Consider the following 15,998-nt stretch of genomic DNA (forward strand, 5'->3'; position numbering starts at 1 on the left):
TGCACCATGACCACAGCAGACTTCGAGCACATCTTCGGCAACGCCCGGGTGATGGCGATCCTGCGCGGCCTGCCGGTCGCCGAGACCGTCCGGCTCGCCGAGCGTGCCTGGGACCTCGGCATCGACGTGGTGGAGGTGCCGGTGGCCACCCCGGACGCCGTACCGTCGCTGCGCGCCGCCGTCGAGGCGGGCACCGCGCGCGGCCGGATCGTGGGCGCGGGCACCGTGCTCGACGTCGAGCAGGTCGCCGCAGCAGCCGACGCGGGCGCCCAATTCACCGTGGCGCCCGGCCTGGACCTCGCGATCGCCGACGCGGCCGCCGCCCGAGGTCTGCCGCACCTGCCCGGCGTGGCCACCCCCACCGAGGCCCAGCAGGCGCTGCGGCACGGCCTCACCTGGCTCAAGGCGTTCCCCGCGATCTCGCTCGGGCCGGCCTGGTTCAAGGCGATGGCCGGCCCGCTGCCGCAGCTGCGCTTCGTCGCGACCGGCGGCCTGGACGCCAGCAACGCTGGCGCGTTCCTCCAGGCCGGCGTACGGGTGGCGGCCGTCGGCTCAGCCCTGTCCGACCCGACCCAACTGGACCGGCTAGCCGCCCTGCTAACCCTCCAGTCCCCAACGCCCTAACGCCCCCCACCGCCCCCCACCGCGCCCCCACCGCCCCCCGCCCGCCCCCGCGTCGGCGGTGCGGGCGGTTGATCATGAGGTTATTGTCACGACACGCCGCGACGGGCGGCTATAACTCCATGATCAACGGCGAGGGGGCGGGGAGGGGCGGGGAGGGGCGGGGCGGCGAGGGGCGGGGCGGGGAGGGTGGGGGTGGGTGGGTTGGTGGCGGGTTTGTGCCATGGCGTAAGTGCGTCGGGGGTTGGTGGGGGTCGGGGGTGGGTGTTGCGTCGATGCTGTGCGGCGTACCACTTCTCGACGCAAAGAGGTCATCTTGGCTCTGTCTCGCCGGCGTCGCCGATCCGGGCTGATCGCCCTCGGCACCGCCCTCACCCTGGCGGCCGGGTTCACCCCACCCGCCGCGGGGGCGTCCGTCGCCCCGCCGAACACCCCCGACCGCCCGGCCGGCCTTCCCCCGGCAGCCGCCGGACGTACGGCCACCGTCACGCTGATCACCGGTGACACGGTCACGGTGACCACCGCGGCGGACGGCAGCACCGTGTCGACCGTGCGCCGCCCGGACGGCAGTACGCCGACCTTCCACCGCACCGTGCGCGACGGCGACACGTACGTCTACCCGGACACCGCGCTGTCGTACGTCACCAGCGGTGTGCTGGACCGGCAACTGTTCAACGTCACCGAGCTGATCGCCGACGGCTACGACGACGCCCACACCGACACGTTGCCGCTGATCGTCACGATGACCGACGCGGCGGCCCGCGCCCGCACCCGTCCCACTGTGGACGGTGCCGAGCTGGTCCGCCCGCTCGACAGCGTGCAGGGCGCCGCGTTGACGCGCCAGCGCGCCACCGCCGACCGGTTCTGGACCGCTCTCACCGCCGGCACCGCCCGGCGTACGGGTGCTGTCCCGACCCTCGCCAACGGCATCGCCAAGGTCTGGTTGGACGGTCGGGTGCACGCCGACCTGGCCCAGTCCACCGCGCAGATCGGCGCCCCGGCGGTCTGGGCCGAGGGCAACACCGCCGCCGGTGTCGACGTCGCGGTCCTGGACTCCGGCGCCGACGCCGAGCACCCGGACCTCGCCGGTCAGATCGCCACGTCGAGCAGTTTCGTGCCGACGGAGCCCGACATCCTCGACTACAAGGGCCACGGTACGCACGTCGCCTCGACGATCGCCGGTAGCGGTGCGGCTTCCGGCGGGGTCGAGCGGGGCGTCGCCCCCGGCGCCCGGCTGCACATCGGCAAGGTGCTCAACAGCGAGGGCAGCGGGCAGGACTCCTGGATCATCGCCGGCATGGAGTGGGCGGCCCGCGAGCAGAAGGCCCGGGTCGTCAGCATGAGCCTGGGCGGTGAGGCCACCGACGGCAGTGACCCGATGAGCCAGGCGGTCGACCGGCTCAGCGCCGAGACCGGCGCGCTGTTCGTGATCGCCGCCGGTAACGGCGGGCCGAACAGCATCGGCAGCCCGGGTGCGGCGAACTCCGCGCTGACGGTGGGCGCCGTCGACTCCACCGACCACCTCGCCGAGTTCTCCAGCCAGGGGCCCCGTGCCGGCGACGGCGGGCTCAAGCCCGAGATCACCGCACCCGGCGTGGACATCCTGGCGGCCCGTTCCCACTACGTACGCGGTGGTTCCGGGGACTACACGCTGATGAGCGGCACGTCGATGGCCACCCCGCACGTGGCCGGCACGGCGGCGCTGGTTGCCGCGGCGCACCCGGACTGGACCGGTCAGCGCATCAAGGAGGCGCTGGTCAGCACGGTCAAGGCCACTGCCGAGTACACCCCGTACCAGGCGGGTGCCGGTCGGGTCGACGCGGTCGCGGCCACGCGGGCCACCGTCTTCGCCACCCCGAGCGCCTACTCCGGCTTCCAGGCCTGGCCGCAGCAGCCGGGGATGACAGTCGACCGGACGGTCACCTACACCAACCTCGGCGGCGCGCCGATCACGCTGAAGCTGGCCCTCGACGCGACCGCCGCGCCGGCCGGCCTCTTCGCTCTCTCCGCCGACCGGGTCACCGTGCCCGCCGGGGGCACCGCCACGGTGACGCTGCGGGCCGCGTACGACAAGCTGCCGGCGGAGAAGCAGGTCAGCGGCATGATCGTCGCCACTGACGAGGCCGGCGTGATCCGCGGCCGTACCCTCGTCGGCGCCGGCAAGGAGGGCCAGCGGCAGAACCTGACGCTCGTCGCCAAGGACCGGGACGGCAAGCCGCTCGCCGGCAAGGTCATCCTCACCACCGACGGGCTGTTCAGCGCCGTTGACCTGCCCGAGAGCGGCACCGCCACGCTGCGGCTGCCGGTGGCGAGTTGGACCGGCTGGATCTCCGCGGACGTGCGCGGTGCACACGGGCCACGTTCCAAGGGCATGGCGATGCTCAGCTTCACCGACGTCAACCTGGACCGCGACCGCACCGTCACCCTGGACGCGCGGGAGGCCCGACAGGTGCGGGCCGCGGTGCCACAGGAGGCCACCGCCACCTCGCTGCGGATGGACATCCACCGGTCCACCGCGAACGGCCTCACCGAGAGTCAGGTGCTGCCCAACGACTCGTACGACAGCATGTGGGCCCTGCCGACGACCCGCAGGGTCACCGACGGCGAGTTCGAGTTCGGTGCCCGGTGGCGGCTCGAACAGCCGGCGTTGACGATCTCCGCGGCCGGCCGCACGTACGACGATCTGCTGGTGAAGCGGGCGACCCCGGCGCTGCCGGCCGGCCGTCGCCAGCTGGACGCGGTCTACGTCGCCGACACCTCGGCGGCCGGGCTGGCCAAGCGGCCGGTCCGGGATCGGGTGGTGGTGGTCCGGCGCAGCGACACAGTGGACATCGCCACCCAGGCGCGGCTCGTCGCGGCGGCCGGCGCGAAGCTGCTGCTGGTGGTCAACGACGGCGTCGGTCGGCTGGACCCCTGGGACGAGACGCCGTGGAGCCCGGAGAGCCGGGCCCCGGTGACCGTGGCGACGCTCGGTGCCGACGAGGGCGACCAGCTCATCGCGGCGCTGGGGCGCGGCCCGGTGCGGCTGTCCGCCGAGTCGCACCCGGAGACCACCTACCTGTACGACGTGGCACACCACTGGACGGGCACGGTGCCGGCCGACCCCACCTACCGGCCCGCGAAGCGGGACCTGGCCCGGGTCGACGTGGAGTTCCGCAACTACCGGCAGGGCAAGGCGCTGGAGTTCCGCACCGACGTCTGGAAGGGCATGGCCTCGGGCAACCAGGAGACCGTCCCGGCCCAGGGCCGGCGCACCGACTGGGTGACCGCCGGCGAGCGGTGGATCGACGACGCGTACATCGTCGGCGAGACCGGTCAGCACCTGATGGAGGTGGCCAGCTACCCGGCCGGCCGATCGAGCACCGTCGAGTGGTTCGGGCCGATCCAGCGGCCCCGGATGGGCGGGGGCTACGTGCCGGTGCGTTACCTGGACACCCTGTACCTACCCGCGCCCGGCTGGGGCGACGGGGGTGGCCACATCGGTGAGGCGCGCGCCAACTACGACATGGTCAACCGGACCACCCTCTACCAGGGCGACAAGGAGCTGAACTGGGGCAACGCCGAATACCTCCAGGTCTCCGGGCTGGCCGCGCAGCGGCTGCCGTACCGGCTGGTGGTGCAGAACGACCGGGCCGCCTGGACCAACCCGTACTCCCGGCAGACCCGCACCGAGTGGGGCTTCACCTCGGCCGCCACCGGCGTGGAGTCGTCGGAGGTGCTGCCGATGATCCAGCTGGACTACCAGGTGGCCATCGACTCCGCGGGCCGGGCGTCACGGCGGGCACCGCTGACCGTGGTCGCCTCCCACCTGCCCGGCGTCCGGGGCACGGTCGGCGCGGTCACCGTCGAGGTGTCCTACGACGACGGGGCGAGCTGGCAGCAGCAGCGCCTGACCCGGCACGGGGACGGCTGGCGTACCGCGCTGGCGGCACCGGCCCGGGCCGGCTTCGTGAGTCTGCGCACCACCGCGCGTGACGCCGCGGGCAACACCGTGAGCCAGAGCATCACCCGGGCGTTCGGCCTGCGCTGATGCTCCGGCTGGCCGTCGGTCGGGGTGCCGCGCGCATCCCGGCCGGCGGCCGGTCCGCGTCGGTCCCCGTTTCGCGGTGTACGCGTCGGAGCCGGGCCCGACGTCTGGTCAGGACGCGCGCCAGCGGGTGCAATGGGGCCCATGGGATTCCTGAGTACCGCGAGCCTGTTCGTCGCCACCCTGACCACCGGCCTGACCGCCGGGCTGTTCGCCGCCTTCGCGTACGCGGTCATGCCGGGCCTGGGTCGCAGCGACGACCGGACGCTGGTGCTCGCCATGCAACGGATCAACGAGTCCATCCTCAACGGCTGGTTCGCCGTCTGCTTCGGGGGAGCGTTGCTGTTCACGCTGCTGGCGGCGGCGCTGCACCTGGGCGCCGAACGTCGGCCGGCGTTGTCGTGGATCGGTGCGGCGCTGCTGGTGTACCTGGTGGTGCTCGGCGTCACCGCCGTGGTCAACGTGCCGCTGAACAACACGCTGGCCCGCGCCGGCGACGTCGACCGGGTCACCGACCTCGCGGCCGTGCGGCAGCGCTTCGAGACCACCTGGGTACGCGGCAACGTGGTCCGGGCGGTCGCCTCGACCGGCGCCTTCGGGCTGCTGGCGTGGGCGCTGGTCGAGGCTGCCCGGCTGCCCGGCTGAACCCGTTGTCGGCTCAGTCGGTCGTCGCGGCCGTGCCGGTCGTCTCGGCCGTGCCGGCCCGCTGGAACGCGCGGGCCAGATGCTCGAGGTCGAAGCCCTCGAAGTGCTGGAGGAACCGGCGGCGTACGGCGGCCAGGTGACTGGGCCAGGACTCCGCCAGGCGGGCGAATCCGCTGTCGGTGAGGACCGCGTTCCAGCCGCGGGCGTCCTCCTCGCAGCGTTCCCGCCGGACCAGGCCCTGGGTCTCCAGCCGGATGATGGTGCGGGTCATGCCGCTGAGCGAGAGGTGGCAGGCCGAGGCGAGCTCGTTCATCCGCATCCGCCGGCCCGGCACCTCGGATAGGTTCATCAGGGCGGTGTATTCGGTGAGCGGCAACTGACGGTCTCCGACCATGTCGGTGTCGATCGCGCGGGGCAGCACGTGCATCACCTGGCCCAGGGCGCGGACCAGGGCCTCCTCGTCGGGGTTGAGGGGTTGCAGCGGTTCTGCGGCGGGGTTGGACATCCTCATATCTTAGTTGCTTGATTGAGCAATTGCTTGCACGGAGTGTGAGCGTGGCCATAGCCAGTTCATTTGCTTGACCGAGCAATCACTGGTTAGCGTCGTGCCGTCAGCCAGTCCCTAGGAAAGGCGCCACCATGACCAGGATCGGGATCATCCTCGGAAGCACCCGCCCGGGGCGTAACGGTGAAGCCGTCGCCCGCTGGGTGCTCGAGATCGCCAAGCAGCGCTCCGACGCGGAGTACGAGCTGATCGACCTGCTCGACTACCAGCTGCCGCACCTCGACGAGGCGTACCCGCCCTCGATGGGCCAGTACACCCAGCCGCACACGCTGCGGTGGGCCGAGACGATCGCCTCGTACGACGGGTTCATCATCGTCACCCCCGAGTACAACCACTCGACCTCGGGTGCCCTGAAGAACGCGATCGACTTCCTGTACGCCGAGTGGAACAACAAGGCCGTCGGCTTCGTCAGCTACGGCTCGGTCGGCGGGACGCGCGCCGTGGAGCACCTGCGGTTGATCTCCGGTGAGCTCCAGATGGCCGACGTGCGGTCGCAGGTCGCGCTGTCGCTCTTCACCGACTTCGAGAACTTCAGCGTCTTCAAGCCCAACCAGTTCCACCAGGACGCGCTGACCACCACCCTCGACCAGGTGGTCGCCTGGAGCACCGCGCTCGCGCCGCTGCGCCAGGCCTGATCGTTCGAGCACTACCGGAGACGGCCGTGGGACCACTCCCGCGGCCGTCTCCGTCTGCCCGTTCACCGGCCGGTCAGCCACGCCCGACGTCGGCGAGCAGGTCGAGCGAGACCTGCCACAGCCGCGCCGCCGCCACCGGGTCGGTCGCGTGCTCGGCGACCCCCCGCAGCGGTGTCTGCGGGCTGTGCCGCTCGGCCTGGTCGCAGTCCTCGAAGTAACGGCCGCCGACGCCCTCCAGCCCTGGCCAGGCGGCGAGCAGCACCGACGTCGCGGCCCCCTGCTCCGGGGTCTTGAAGTCGAATGCCGGAAGCCCCGCGTAGTCCTCCTCGGTGAGGTGTCGCCCCAGATTCGTGGTGACCGCGCCCGGGTTGGCCGCGTTGACAGTGATGCCGTCGTGGGCCCAGCGCCTGTTCGCCTCGACTGCGAACAGGGCGGTGGCGGTCTTCGACTCGCCGTAGGCCAGCATTCGGTCGTAGCGGCGTTCGCGGAAGTTGACGTCCTCGAAGACCATCGGCGCCTGTACGTGGGCGATGGAACTGAGCGACACCACGCGGGCCCGGCCGGCCGCCGCGAGCGCCCGGTGCAGCCCGGTGGCGAGCGTGAAGTGGCCGAGATGGTTCGTGGCGAACTGCAACTCCCAGCCCTCGGGCGTGCGTGTTTCGGGGGTCGCCGACACCCCGGCGTTGTTGACCAGGATGTGCAGGGGCCTCTCCCAGGCCCTGACGAAGGCCGTGATCGACACCTGGTCGGACAGGTCCAACTGTGCGACCCGGATCGACCGGTTCGCCACGGTGGCCCCGATGTCCTCCGCTGTCCGCTCGCCGGCCCGCACGTCGCGTACCGCAAGGGTCACCTCGGCGCCCGCGGCCGCGAGGGCCCGGGCCGTCTCCACGCCAATGCCCGACGAGGCGCCGGTGACGATGGCGCGCTGCCCGGTGAGGTCGACACCGGCCACGACGTCACGGGCGGTGGAGCGGGCGTCGAAAGGCGTGGTGAGGCGTGTTGCACTCATGATCGAATTCCCTCTCGCGTATGTCGTTGGGTGGCCGACACCGGCTCCCGAACGATCGTGCGTGCAGGTCTGCCGAGACGGCCAACACACGCTTGCTGCCCTGGCTACAGTCTGTCCCTGTGGCCACCCCTGAGCTGCGGCAACTGCGGTACTTCCTGGTCCTCGCGGAGGAACTGAGCTTCACCCGGGCCTCCGCCCGCCTGATGATCGCCCAGCAGTCGCTGTCCCAGCAGATCACCGCCCTGGAACGCACGCTCGGGGTGAAGCTGTTCGATCGCGACTCCCGCGGCACCACCCTGACCGACGTCGGCGCCCTGTTCGTGCCGGAGGCGCGCGCCGTGACGGACCGCGCCGACGAGGCCGTCGCCGTCGTGGCACGAGCCCAGCGGGGCGAGGTCGGCAGCCTGCGCCTCGCCTTCCTGACCACCGTCGCCAACCACCTCCTGCCGCCGGTGGTCCGCGCCGTGCACCGCCACCTTCCCGATCTTGACCTGGCCACCGAGTCCACCGGCATCGCACCCCTGGTGCAGGGTGTGCTCGGCGGCCACTACGACGTCGCCTTCACCCGGACCCCGCTGGTCCCGGGCCTGGCGTCGCGGCGGCTGACCACCGAACCGGTGTGCGCGGTGCTGCCCGAGGGCCACCCGCTCGCCGACCGCGCCGAGTTGAGGCTCGCCGACCTGGCGGACGAACCGTGGGTGCTGACGCCGCGCAGTTCCTGGGAACCCTGGCACCGCACCTTCGACGAGCAGTTCCGGGAAGCGGGGTTCGTGCCGAACGTCGTCCAGGAGGACGCCAGCGTGCAGAGCCTCCTCGGCCTGGTCGCCGCCGGCGTCGGCGTCACCCGGCTCGCCAGCTCGGCGGCCAGCCTCCGCCGCACCGGCGTGGTGTTCGTTCCGCTGACCGGTGCCCACGCCCATACCGAGATGGTGTGGCTGCCGGGCCGCACCGCGCCCGCCCTGCACCGGCTCCTGGACGTGGTCACCGACCTCGCCGCCACGACCGACCTCACCACGACCGGCTGACGGCGGGCCGCCCGGGAGATCGATGTGACGCCGGCCACGGCCCGCGTCGGCCGCTCGCGCCGACTACTGTCGTCGCGATGAGCCGAGCTGCCACCGCTGCCCGGTCTCCGCTGTGGCGGGACCGCACCTTCGGCACCTACTGGATCGCGCAGTCGCTCTCCGCGGCCGGCGACTCCTTCGCCTACCTGGCGGTGCCGCTGCTGGTGCTCCAGGCCACCGGGTCGGTGGCGCGGATGGGCCTGCTCACCGCCGTCGCCGGCGCGGCGTCCGTCATCGCCGGGATCTTCGGCGGGGTGCTGGTCGACAGGTACGACCGCCGCACCCTGATGATCGTGGCGGACCTGGCCCGGTTGGTGCTCTACGGCCTGGTGCCACTGGCCTGGCTCGCCGGCCCACAGGTCTGGCTGCTCTTCGTCGTGCTGCCGATCTGCGAGGCGGCCGGCATGGTGTTCCAGGTCGCGGCGGTGACCGCGGTCCGCAACCTCGTCGACTCCGACCGGATCACCGAGGCCAACGGCCGGTTGCAGGCGACGTACGCGGCGGCGGCCGTCCTCGGGCCGCTGCTCGCCGGCGTCGTGTCGGCCCGCTTCGGCCCGGCGCTCGCCATCGCCGTCAACGCGGCGAGCTTCGCTCTCTCGGCAGCCGGTCTGTGGCTGATCCGACTGCGACCCGCGCGGGCCGACACCGCCGCACCGGCGACCCGGGAGCGGCCGCTGGCCGAGTTCCTGGCCGGGGCGCGGTTCCTGTGGCGGCAGCCCGTGCTCCGCGCGCTGACCGTCCTGCTGTCGGTCTTCATCTTCCTGACCTACGGCTTCACCGACGTGCTGATCTACCACGTCACCCACGATCTCGGCGGCTCCGAGGGCACCGTCGGCACGGTGCTCGGCCTGGCCGCGCTGGGCACGGTCGCCGGCGCACTGTTGGTGGCCCCACTCCGCCGCCGGCGCGGCTTCGGCGCGACCTGGATCGGCGCGCACTCGGTCTGCGGGTTCGCGGTGGCGGGCGTCGGCCTCGCGACGAACGTGCCGGCGGTCACCGCCCTGACCGCGGTGTACCTGTGCTGCCTGAGCATCGGCGGGATCTGTTCGATGTCGCTGCGCCAGGAGATCACCCCCGATCACCTGCTCGGCCGGGTCACCTCGGCGTTCTGGAGCACGCACTACGCCCTCGGGCCGATCGGCGCGGCCACGCTGACCTGGGCCGCCGGCCGGTACGGCGTCCAGGCGGTCACGCTCGCTGCCGGAGCGGGATGCCTGCTGGTCGCGGTCGGCGGTCTCTTCACCCCGGTCCGCCGCGCCGGCTCCGAGGCGCGTCGTCCGCCGACCGCAGTCGTGCCGGGCACGGCCGGTCAGCCACCGGCGGACCATCCCTCGACGGCGTGAGGTGGAGCGGTTCGGGCGTCGGCGAGACGCCGCCGGTCAGAACTCCTGGTACATGACGTGTAGACCGACCCGGCCGAGGGTGGGGTGGCGGAACGCGCCGGGTACGGTGCCGACCACAGTGAAACCCTCCCGCCGGTACAGCTCGACCGCTGAGCTGTTGCTCTCCACCACGGCGTTGAACTGCATGCCGGCGTACCCCTGAAGGCGCGCCCAGGTCAGGGCGTGGCGGCACAGCGCGGTGCCCACGCCCCGGCCCCGGGCGTCGGCGGCGACCAGGAAGCTCGCGGTGGACACGTGCGCGCCCGGCCCGGGTCGGTTGGTGCCCATCTTCGCGGTGCCGAGCACCCGCCCGCCGTCGACCGCGACGACGGTCCGGCCCGGCGGTGCCTCCGCCCACATGGCGTACGCCTGCTCGGTGGTCATCGCCGGGTCGTAGGGGAAGGTCTCCTGGGCCCGGATCACCTCCTCGACGATCGGCCACACCTGCGACCAGTCCTCCGCCACGAACTCCCGAATCCGCACGCCGAGCAGGCTACGAGCGGCGAACCGGCCGGACAACGGGATTTCGGTCAGCGCGCGAGCGCGTCGAGTTCCGCGTCCAGCAACGTCGCGAGCCGGGCGTGCCGCTGCGGATGGCTGCTTGGGGTCATGCCACGGCTGGGCATCTCCACGGTCATCAGCAGGTACAGGTGCAGTCGGTAGAGGCCGAGCCGTCGGCGCGCCGAGGCGTCCAGCGCCAGCGGTGTGCCGGCGGCGTCGCGGTAGCCGCGCAGCAGCGGATGCTCCGGCTCGTCCTCGACGCGCCGGAAGAGCAGCGGCGAGACCAGGTCCAGCAGCGGGTCGCCGTAGAGGAACCGTTCGCCGTCGACCAGGCCGCGCAGCCGAAGCCGACCCTGCGCATCGGGCGCGGCCAGCACGTTGCCGTCCCAGCAGTCGAAGTGCAGCAGCGCCGGCCGGTCCACCTCGTCCAGCACGTCGGCGTGCCGTCCCACCAGCTCGTGCAGGCGGTCCGGGGTCACCGGCAGCCGCACCTTCCAGTCGGTCGCGTCGGCGAGCAGCGCGTCGAGCATCGCCGTGAACGCCACAGGCCAGGTCGGCCCGCCGGCCCGGTCGCCGTCGTACCCGAACCGGTCGCCGGTGACCCGGTGCACCGCGGCGAGGGCCACCCCGAGGTCGTACCGTGCCGGGCTGTCGTCGACCGCGACGCCGCCCGCGGCCAGGTCGGACAGCGACCGGCCGGGCAGCAACGTGGTGACCAACCACTCGCCGTACGCGGGGTCGGTGCCGTGCCGCAACACCGGGGGTACGGGCACCCGCGGGGCGTGTTCCGCGACGAGGCGGAAGTAGCGGGCCTCGGCGGCACAGAGCCCTCGTTCGTAGCGCAGCAGCGGCGTCCCGGCCGGTGGGGCGAGCTTCAGCACCACCCGACGGTCGTCGTCGAGCCGCGCCCACCAGACCGTCGCGTATCCGCCGCCGGCCAACGGCCCGGCGTCCCGGACCCGGGTGTGCGGCCCGAGCGACGCGCGGACCAGGTACGCCACGTCGTCGCGGGTGAGCGGACGCTGCGTCGGGCTGATGCCGGTCACGAGACGGTGTCACCCCGTCGAGCGCGCGGCGCGAAGCCGGCGGTGACGCGGACGGCGGGCGGGACGGGACCGGCGCTGTCCCTGCGGACCAGCTCGGCGGGGAGCACCTCGACTCGGGGGGTCGGCACCTCCGCGGCGAGCACCAGGGACATCGCCCGGACTCCCATGTCGACAAGGGGCAGTCGCACGGTGGTCAGCGCCGGGGTCACGTCCCGGGCGATCGGCATGTCGTCGAAACCCACCACCGAGACCTGCCGCGGCACCGCCAGCCCACGTGCGCGCAGGGTGGCGAGCGCGCCGATGGCCATCGAGTCGTTGAGCGCCGCGATCGCGGTCAGCTCCGGGTCGGCGTCGAGCAGTCGGGCGGTCGCCTCCGCGCCGCCGTCGCGGTCGAACTCGGCGTACCGGATGCGCCGCTCCGGCAGGTCACGACCCTGCTCGGTGAGGGCCTGGCGGAGGCCGGCCAGCCGGTCGGTGGTGGTGGTCAGGATGCGGGGGCCGGCGACCACGCCGATCGCCCGGTGCCCCAGCCCGCACAGCTCCCGCCCGGCGAGGTAGCCACCGGCCCGGTTGTCCGGCATCACCGCGTCGCCGGAGTGCTCGTGTCGACCGATCACGACCACCCGCCCGCCCGTGGCCTCGTACGCGGCGAGCTTCTCGTTGAGCTGCCGGGTGAACGCCTCGTCGTGGTAGCCGGAGCCGGCCAGGATCAGCGCCGCGACCTGGTGACCGCGCAGCAGCTCCACGTACTCCAGCTCGCGGTCCGGGTCCCGGTAGCTGTTGCAGATCATCAGCAGTCGGCCCTGGTCGGTGGCGACGCGTTGCAGCCCACGGGTGATCTCGGCGAAGTACGGGTCGGAGACGTCGTGCACGATCACGCCCACCGCGCTACGGTGCGAGCGGGCCAGCAGTTGCGCGTGCGCGTTCGGCACGTACTGCAACTCGGCGACGGCGGCGAGCACCCGCTCGCGCAGCTCGTCGGTGACCGGCTTGCTGCTGGCGTTGATGACGCGGGAGGCGGTGGCGGGTGAGACGCCCGCCCGGCGGGCCACATCGGACAGGGTCGCCATGGCCCGCCCCCTCGATCTGTTGACGGCGTTTCCTCGTGCCGGCTAGCGTCACGGTACCGCAGAGAAAGCCCTTTCCCGCAGGGAGGCACGACCAGCACGACGGGAGGGACACCCATGACCCGCAGGTCGATCGGCATCATCGTCAACGGCGTGACCGGACGGATGGGCTACCGGCAGCACCTCGTCCGCTCGCTGCTGGCCATCCGCGAGGCCGGCGGTGTGACGACGGCCGACGGCACGACCATCTGGCCGGAACCGGTCCTGGTCGGGCGCAACGAGACGAAGCTCCGGGAGCTCGCCGATCGGCACGGGCTGACCGACTGGACGACCGACCTGACCTCGGCGCTGGCCCGCGACGATGTCGAGATCTACTTCGACGCCCAGGTCACCCAGCAGCGGGAGAAGGCGATCCGGCGGGCCATCGAGGCCGGCAAGCACATCTACACCGAGAAGCCCCTCGCCGAGGACACCGCCGCCGCGCTCGACCTGGCCCGGGCCGCCGACGCGGCCGGCCTGCGCACCGGTGTCGTGCAGGACAAACTCTTCCTGCCCGGCCTGCGCAAGCTCAAGCGCCTCGTCGACGGCGGCTTCTTCGGCCGGATCCTCTCGGTGCGCGGCGAGTTCGGCTACTGGGTCTTCGAGGGTGACTGGCAGCCCGCCCAACGTCCGTCGTGGAACTACCGGGCGGAGGACGGCGGCGGCATCGTCGTCGACATGTTCCCGCACTGGCACTACGTGTTGGAGGAGCTGTTCGGCCGGGTCGCCGCCGTCTCCTGTGTGACCGCCACCCACCTGCCCGAGCGGGTCGACGAGGCCGGTCAGGTCTATCCGGCCACCGCCGACGACGCCGCGTACGCCGTCTTCGAACTCGACGGCGGCATCATCGCGCAGATCAACTCGTCCTGGGGTGTGCGGGTGTACCGCGACGAGCTGGTGGAGTTCCAGGTCGACGGCACCGAGGGCAGCGCGGTGGCCGGGTTGCGCAACTGCCGGGTGCAGCACCGGGCGGTCACCCCGAAGCCGGTGTGGAACCCGGACCTGCCGGCCACCGAGGACTTCCGGGCACAGTGGGCCGAGGTGCCCGACAACGAGGAGTTCGACAACGGCTTCAAGGTGCAGTGGGAGGCGTACCTGCGGCACGTCGTGGCCGGCGAGCCGTTCCGGTGGGACTTCCTGGCCGGCGCGCGGGGCGTGCAGCTCGCCGAGTTGGGGCTGCGCTCGGCCCGCGAGGGCCGTCGAGTCGAGGTGCCGGAGCTGTTCGGATGAGGGCCGAGGTCGTGCTGCCGGGCGGGCGGCGGCACCGGCTGGCCGGTGGCAGTGGCTTCGCCCGCCCGGCCGCTCCGGCGCGGACCCGGATCGCGTACGCCGCCGCACACGTGGTCGCCAACCCGGCCGCGGAGAACGTGCCGGGCGCCCCGGCCTCGGTGGACTGGCACACCACACTCGCGTTCCGGCGGCACCTCTGGTCGTACGGGCTGGGCGTCGCCGAGGCGATGGACACCGCCCAGCGGGGGATGGGGCTGGACTATCCGGCCACCCGGGAGTTGATCCGCCGCAGCGCCGCCGAGGCCCGTGCGGTGGGTGGTCGGATCGTCGCCGGCGTCGGCACGGATCAGCTGCCACCGGGCCGGGCCACCCTGGCGGCGGTCACCGCCGCGTACACCGAGCAGCTCGCCGACGTCCGCGCGGCCGGCGCCCGGCCGGTGTTGATGTGCAGCCGACACCTGGCCGCCGCCGCCCGCGGCCCCGAGGACTACCTGCGGGTGTACGACGAGCTGCTGAGCGCCACCGACGGGCCGGTGGTGTTGCACTGGCTGGGCCCGATGTTCGACCCGGCGTTGACCGGCTACTGGGGTGCGGTCGACCTGGACGCCGCCGCCGACACGGTCACCGAGCTGATCAAGGCGCACGAGTCGAAGGTGGACGGCATCAAGGTGTCGCTGCTCGACGCCGGCCGGGAGGTCGCGCTGCGCCGCCGGCTGCCCGCCGGGGTGCGCCTCTACACCGGTGACGACTTCCACTACCCGGAGCTGATCCGGGGCGACGAGGTGGGGCACTCCGACGCCCTGCTCGGGGTGTTCGCGGCCATCGCACCGGCCGCCGCCGCCGCGTTGGCCGCCCTGGACCGGGGTGACCTGGCGGCGTACGCCGAGATCTTCGCGCCGACTGTCCCGCTGGCCCGGCACCTGTTCGCGGCACCGACCTGGCACTACAAGACGGGGATCGTGTTCCTGGCCTGGCTGGCCGGGCACCAGGACCACTTCACGATGGTCGGCGGGGCGCAGTCCGGCCGGTCCCCGGCGCACCTGGCGACCCTGCTCATCCTGGCCGACCGGGCGGGGTTGTTACCGGACGCCGACCTGGCCGCCGCCCGCGCGCGGGCGTTCTTCGCGGTGGCGGGTGTGGCTCAGTGAGCCTCGCGCGCTTCTCGTTCAATCAGGCCACCGCCCAGCACTGGCCCCTGCCCGACGTGGTGTCCGGCTGCGTCGCCGCCGGGGTGCCGGGCATCGGGCTGTGGCGCGAGCCGGTCGCGGAGCACGGGCTGGCCCGGTCGGCGAAGCTGGTCCGCGACGCCGGTCTCACCGTCACCTCGCTGTGCCGGGGCGGGTTCTTCTGCGCCGACGACTGGTGGGCGGAGAATCTGCGCGCCATCGAGGAGGCGACCACCCTCGGTGCCCCCGAGCTGGTGCTGGTCTCCGGTGGGCTGGCGCCGGGCAGCCGGGACATCGACGGCGCCCGCCGTCGGGTCGCCGACGCCATCGGCGAGCTGGCACCGCACGCCGAGGCCGCCGGGGTACGGCTGGCCATCGAGCCGCTGCACCCGATGTTCGCCGCCGACCGCTGCGTGATCGTCAGCCTGGGCCAGGCGCTGGACATCGCCGAACGGTTCGACCCGACGGTGGTCGGTGTGGTCGTGGACGCGTACCACGTCTGGTGGGACGACACGGTGTACGCGCAGATCCAGCGGGCCGGGCCACGGATCGCCGCGTTCCAGGTCTGCGACTGGGTGACGCCGCTGCCGGAGGGGGTGCTGCTGGGCCGGGCGCTGCCCGGCGACGGGTGCATCGAGTTGCGTCGGCTGCGCGAGGCGGTCGACGCGGCCGGGTATGACGGCCCGATCGAGGTGGAGGTCTTCTCCGCCGAGGTGTGGGCGCGGCCCGGCGCGGAGGTGCTGGACGCGGCGATCACCGGTTACCTGGACCACGTCGTCTGAGCCGCTCGAACGGCGGTGGCCGGAGGCGGTCGGCGCTCGCACCCGGCCCGACCCGGCCCCGACCCAGCCGAGGCTGGTGACAGACGAAGCGGCGTGGCCGGCCAAGGGGCGTGAGCACCCTGCTCGCCGCCTAATGAGTTCTGGGAGTTGGCTGGTGGGTGCGGCAGACTCCTGGTGGGTAGCCGCTGGCGGATGAGCACTCGCGCAGCCTGGACG

Annotated in this window: 14 protein-coding genes; 9 read left to right on the forward strand and 5 right to left on the reverse strand. The window is 72.9% G+C overall.

Annotated features, from left to right (window positions below):
- Positions 1-6: 6 nt before the first annotated feature.
- From AB0B14_RS02675 to AB0B14_RS02685, 3 genes are all read left to right on the forward strand, one after another.
- Positions 7-624 carry a bifunctional 4-hydroxy-2-oxoglutarate aldolase/2-dehydro-3-deoxy-phosphogluconate aldolase gene (locus AB0B14_RS02675; protein ID WP_357063536.1) on the forward strand — a complete coding sequence of 206 codons (618 nt, stop codon included), beginning with the start codon at positions 7-9 and terminating at the stop codon, positions 622-624.
- 313 nt (positions 625-937) lie between these two features.
- Complete coding sequence (locus AB0B14_RS02680; protein ID WP_357520842.1) at positions 938-4,651, forward strand: S8 family serine peptidase; 3,714 nt, start codon at positions 938-940, stop codon at positions 4,649-4,651.
- 141 nt (positions 4,652-4,792) lie between these two features.
- A complete protein-coding gene (locus AB0B14_RS02685) occupies positions 4,793-5,293 on the forward strand; it encodes an anthrone oxygenase family protein (RefSeq protein ID WP_357520845.1) in 501 nt (166 codons plus the stop codon).
- A 13-nt stretch (positions 5,294-5,306) separates the two neighbouring features.
- Here the strand turns inward: AB0B14_RS02685 and AB0B14_RS02690 are convergent, their stop codons facing one another.
- On the reverse strand, positions 5,307-5,798 hold the full coding sequence (locus AB0B14_RS02690; protein ID WP_357520847.1) for a MarR family transcriptional regulator: 492 nt from the start codon (positions 5,796-5,798) through the stop codon (positions 5,307-5,309).
- A gap of 134 nt (positions 5,799-5,932) precedes the next feature.
- On the opposite strand from AB0B14_RS02690, the gene AB0B14_RS02695 reads away from it, so the two are divergent.
- Positions 5,933-6,493, forward strand: coding sequence for an NAD(P)H-dependent oxidoreductase (locus tag AB0B14_RS02695; RefSeq protein ID WP_357063525.1), 561 nt, complete (start codon positions 5,933-5,935; stop codon positions 6,491-6,493).
- A gap of 73 nt (positions 6,494-6,566) precedes the next feature.
- On the opposite strand, the gene AB0B14_RS02700 is transcribed toward AB0B14_RS02695, so the two are convergent.
- Entirely contained in the window at positions 6,567-7,505 is a 939-nt protein-coding gene (locus AB0B14_RS02700; RefSeq protein WP_357520849.1) for an SDR family NAD(P)-dependent oxidoreductase, read from the reverse strand.
- A gap of 119 nt (positions 7,506-7,624) precedes the next feature.
- Here AB0B14_RS02700 and AB0B14_RS02705 point away from each other — a divergent pair, with 119 nt between their 5' ends.
- The gene (locus AB0B14_RS02705; protein WP_357520851.1) at positions 7,625-8,530 is read left to right on the forward strand and encodes a LysR family transcriptional regulator; all 906 of its coding nucleotides are present in this window, start codon (positions 7,625-7,627) and stop codon (positions 8,528-8,530) included.
- A 77-nt stretch (positions 8,531-8,607) separates the two neighbouring features.
- Positions 8,608-9,912 (forward strand): MFS transporter, encoded by a 1,305-nt coding sequence (locus AB0B14_RS02710; protein WP_357520853.1) that lies wholly within the window; start codon positions 8,608-8,610, stop codon positions 9,910-9,912.
- A gap of 36 nt (positions 9,913-9,948) precedes the next feature.
- Here AB0B14_RS02710 and AB0B14_RS02715 read toward each other — a convergent pair whose 3' ends face one another.
- The 3 genes from AB0B14_RS02715 to AB0B14_RS02725 are packed head-to-tail and all read right to left on the reverse strand — an operon-like array spanning position 9,949 to position 12,568.
- Positions 9,949-10,434 (reverse strand): GNAT family N-acetyltransferase, encoded by a 486-nt coding sequence (locus AB0B14_RS02715; protein WP_357520855.1) that lies wholly within the window; start codon positions 10,432-10,434, stop codon positions 9,949-9,951.
- Positions 10,435-10,481: 47 nt separating this feature from the next.
- Complete coding sequence (locus AB0B14_RS02720; RefSeq protein WP_357520857.1) at positions 10,482-11,498, reverse strand: aminoglycoside phosphotransferase family protein; 1,017 nt, start codon at positions 11,496-11,498, stop codon at positions 10,482-10,484.
- On the reverse strand, positions 11,495-12,568 hold the full coding sequence (locus tag AB0B14_RS02725) for a LacI family DNA-binding transcriptional regulator (protein WP_357063507.1): 1,074 nt from the start codon (positions 12,566-12,568) through the stop codon (positions 11,495-11,497). The genes AB0B14_RS02720 and AB0B14_RS02725 overlap by 4 nt, the downstream gene beginning before the upstream one ends.
- Before the next feature lie 114 nt (positions 12,569-12,682).
- On the opposite strand from AB0B14_RS02725, the gene AB0B14_RS02730 reads away from it, so the two are divergent.
- From AB0B14_RS02730 to AB0B14_RS02740, 3 genes are read left to right on the forward strand one after another with little or no spacing between them, the layout of a single operon-like run.
- Positions 12,683-13,834 carry a Gfo/Idh/MocA family oxidoreductase gene (locus AB0B14_RS02730; protein WP_357520859.1) on the forward strand — a complete coding sequence of 384 codons (1,152 nt, stop codon included), beginning with the start codon at positions 12,683-12,685 and terminating at the stop codon, positions 13,832-13,834.
- Positions 13,831-14,982, forward strand: coding sequence for a dihydrodipicolinate synthase family protein (locus tag AB0B14_RS02735; protein WP_357520861.1), 1,152 nt, complete (start codon positions 13,831-13,833; stop codon positions 14,980-14,982). The genes AB0B14_RS02730 and AB0B14_RS02735 overlap by 4 nt, the downstream gene beginning before the upstream one ends.
- A complete protein-coding gene (locus tag AB0B14_RS02740) occupies positions 14,979-15,782 on the forward strand; it encodes a sugar phosphate isomerase/epimerase family protein (RefSeq protein WP_357520863.1) in 804 nt (267 codons plus the stop codon). The genes AB0B14_RS02735 and AB0B14_RS02740 overlap by 4 nt, the downstream gene beginning before the upstream one ends.
- Positions 15,783-15,998: the final 216 nt, after the last annotated feature.

This window comes from Micromonospora sp. NPDC049171 (genome assembly GCF_040648275.1).
Taxonomy (GTDB): domain Bacteria; phylum Actinomycetota; class Actinomycetes; order Mycobacteriales; family Micromonosporaceae; genus Micromonospora.